The organism is Prosthecobacter sp., from assembly GCF_029946185.1.
Taxonomy (GTDB): domain Bacteria; phylum Verrucomicrobiota; class Verrucomicrobiia; order Verrucomicrobiales; family Verrucomicrobiaceae; genus Prosthecobacter.
The window spans coordinates 1-3348 of sequence record NZ_JAQSEA010000160.1; the positions used below are offsets into that span (position 1 = coordinate 1).

The 3348-nt window shown below is 60.1% G+C and carries 3 protein-coding genes; all 3 read left to right on the forward strand.

Annotated features, from left to right (window positions below; genetic code table 11):
* Positions 1–236 precede the first annotated feature (236 nt).
* A complete protein-coding gene (locus PSV43_RS14045) occupies positions 237–743 on the forward strand; it encodes a hypothetical protein (RefSeq protein ID WP_300198318.1) in 507 nt (168 codons plus the stop codon).
* Positions 740–1294: a hypothetical protein gene (locus PSV43_RS14050; RefSeq protein ID WP_300198321.1), complete on the forward strand. Its 555-nt coding sequence runs from the start codon at positions 740–742 to the stop codon at positions 1292–1294. Before PSV43_RS14045 ends, PSV43_RS14050 begins: the two co-directional genes overlap by 4 nt.
* 117 nt (positions 1295–1411) lie before the next feature.
* Positions 1412–3348: threonine--tRNA ligase (gene thrS, locus PSV43_RS14055; RefSeq protein ID WP_300198324.1), on the forward strand; the 1937-nt coding region annotated here is incomplete at its 3' end.

Consider the following 3348-nt stretch of genomic DNA (forward strand, 5'->3'; position numbering starts at 1 on the left):
TGGCTTCCAGAACGAACTAAAGTTCTGGAGTGCTTTTTCCGGATCTCGCGAAGTACACGAAGGTGTGGGATCAGGTGAAGGCGGCGCGGTGAGGGGGGAAGGTCAAGGAATGTGCGCAAGAGGTTCGCTTCTCGGTGGCTGGTTCTGGGACGTTCCCGTGGCTTCCAGAACGAACTAAAGTTCTTGAGTACTCTTGCGGCATTTGCCAATCTTCAAGGCTTGATGATACTGACACCATGACGCCCCCTGCCACACCGCTGCCCTACATGGACACCAAGCCGCACGGGCATGCGGATTTTTATTTCGCGATCAATGCGACCTTTCGCTTCATTTTGAAGCGCTTCGGCATCGATGCCCTGCGCCGCTACTGGCAGGACATGGGCGCAGGCTACCACAAGCCGGTGAGCGAACGCTGGCTGCAGGGGGGCTTGCCTGCGGTGGCCGCGCATTGGCGGGCGTTCTTCGCGGCGGAGCCGGGGGCTGAGGTGGAGGTCATTACGGCTCCTGATGAGGTGCGGCTGGAAGTGCGCACCTGCCCCATGATCAAGCACCTGCGCGACCACCAGCGCGAGATCGTTTCCTGCCTGTGCCAGCATTGCTATTATGTGAGCGAGGCCATGGCGGCACCGGCTGGACTGACGGTGCGGATCAGCGGTGGTAACGGGGCCTGCACGCAGCGCTTCCTCCGCAAGACCGCCAACGAACCCGGGCAGAAGCTCGATGACATCAAGGAGGCCGCATGACTGGGTGCTACGATTTTTGCGGTCACTATGAGTGGACTTTTGAATGGCTGCGGCAGCTCGGCGGGCATGAGCTGGTGACGGCGTACTGGGATGAATCCATCAACCGCGATGCGCAGGTGCATGCTCACGCGCTGATCACCGCCACAGGCTTTGAGGGCATGAAGGAATACTGGGGCCCGACGCTGGCGGATGAGGGGGCGGTCTCGCACCGCACGGTGACGGACACGGTCTTTCGCATCGACATGCACGAGTGCCCTTCCAAGGGCTTTCTCCTGCGGAATGGGCTGCAACAATACGCGGACTACTGCGACCACTGCATGGGCTGGATCGGGCCGATGATGAAGGATGCGGGCTTTGTGATCGATCATCAGCACAACCACTGCGGCCAGTGCTGGTGGGAAATGCGCCGCGCGGAGGATGCCACGCCGCCGGGCGCGCCGGGAGAACTGAGCGGTGCCGAGGATGTGCGCCTGCGCCCCGGCTGGCAGAGCGCCGCGCCGCTGGACACCTACCAGCGTGCCACGCTGCCGGACGAGAAAAGCACGGCCTGAGGCGCTGGCATGAAGCGATTTGAGGAAGGCAGGGGACGCGGCGGGCTGCTTTACCTGTCGTTATCGTCTTGAATCTCGCCCAGTCCTGCGGCATGGACACGCCCCCACTTTACAACCATGTCCGAACCCCGCAAGACCCTCGAAGAACGCGCTCAGATGTCTGACATCGATCGCCTGCGCCACTCCTGTGCCCACGTGATGGCCACCGCCATCCTGCGCCTGTGGCCGAATGCCCAGTTTGCCTACGGACCGCCGGTCGAAAACGGGTTCTACTATGACTTTGATCTGCCGGATCACCGCGTTACCCCGGATGACTTCGAGAAGATCGAGGCGGAGATGAAGAAGATCTCCAAGGAGAATCAGAAATTTGAATGGAAGGGCGTCAGCCGGGATGAAGCCATCGCGCTGGCGAAGTCGGGCCGTCTGGGTGGTCTGGCGGAGCGTCCGGGAAATCCGAGCACGTTCAAACTGGACCTGCTGGAAAAGATTCCTGAGGGCGAGCAGATCTCGACCTTCCAGAACGGTGACTTTATTGATCTCTGCGCTGGCCCGCACGTCGGCTACAGCGGCAAGTGCAAGCATGTCAAAATTATGTCCGTGGCGAGCGCCTTCTACATGGGCGATGATACGAAGCCGCAGCTTCAGCGCCTGTATGGCACGGCTTTCCCGAGCAGTGAAGAACTGGCGAAGCATCTGGAACAACTCGAAGAGGCGAAGAAGCGCGACCACCGCAAGCTGGGCAAAGAACTGAAGCTTTACCACATCGACGAAGAAGTGGGGCAGGGGCTTATTTTGTGGACGCCGAATGGGGCGATCCTGCGTCAGGAGTTGCAGAATTTCATCAGCGAAGAACTGCGCAAGCAGGGCTACAGCCAGGTCTTCACGCCGCACATCGGCAAGGTGGGTCTGTACAAGACCAGCGGCCACTTTCCGTATTACAAGGACAGCCAGTTCGCGCCAGTCATTGAGAATGATGATCTCGCGAAGGTGACCAAGGAAGGCTGCGGCTGCTGCGAAGTGATGGAGCGCCTTGGTGCTGTGTCTGCCCGCACACGCCAGCAGCTTAATGAGCGCGCAGGCAAGGAAGTCATCACGGAAGACCGCGTGCTTCCGGATGAGCAGTTGCTCGACGGCTTCCTGCTGAAGCCGATGAACTGCCCGCATCACATCAAAATTTACGACAGCCAGCCGCGCAGTTATCGCGACCTGCCGGTGCGCCTTGCCGAATTCGGCACGGTGTATCGCTGGGAGCAGAGCGGTGAGTTGAACGGCCTGACCCGCGTGCGTGGCTTCACGCAGGATGATGCGCATCTTTTCTGCACCGAAGAGCAGGTGGCGAAGGAAGTGCTGGGCTGCCTGAGCCTGGTGAAGATTGTGCTGAACACTCTGGGCATGCATGACTACCGCGTGCGCGTGGGTCTGCGCGATCCCGACAGCAGCAAATTCACCGGCAATCCCGAGCAGTGGGACAAGGCTGAAGCCGCCTGCCGCGAGGCTGCTGCGACGCTGGGCGTGCCGTTTACGGAAGAGCCGGGCGAAGCTGCTTTCTATGGACCGAAGATCGACTTTGTGATCAAGGACGTCATTGGCCGCGAATGGCAGCTCGGCACTGTGCAGGTGGACTACGTGCTGCCTGTGCGCTTTGACCTGACTTACAACGGCGCTGATAATCGCCAACACCGTCCGGTGATGATTCACCGTGCGCCGTTTGGCAGCATGGAGCGTTTCTGCGGCGTGCTCATCGAGCATTTCGCGGGTCATTTCCCGACATGGCTTGCGCCGGAGCAGGTGCGTATCCTGACCATCAGCGAGAAGGTGGATGCCTTTGCGGATGAGATCTATGCGCAGCTTAAGGATGCTGGCCTGCGTGTGTCATTGAACAATGATGCGGATAAGATCGGGGCGAAGATTCGTTTGGCCCAGCTCGACCGGATTCCTTACATGCTCGTGCTTGGTGAGAAGGAAGCGGCTGCGCAGTGCGTGGCGGTGCGTCATAGCAAGAAGGGTGATCTTGGCGTGAAGCCGATTGCTGAGTTCCTTGCGGAGATTGCGGC

Excerpts from the sequence above, each read along its gene's own strand:
- PSV43_RS14045 (WP_300198318.1), top strand. The coding sequence starts at position 237 with ATGACGCCCCCTGCCACACCGCTGCCCTACATGGACACCAAGCCGCAC.
- PSV43_RS14050 (WP_300198321.1), top strand. The coding sequence starts at position 740 with ATGACTGGGTGCTACGATTTTTGCGGTCACTATGAGTGGACTTTTGAA.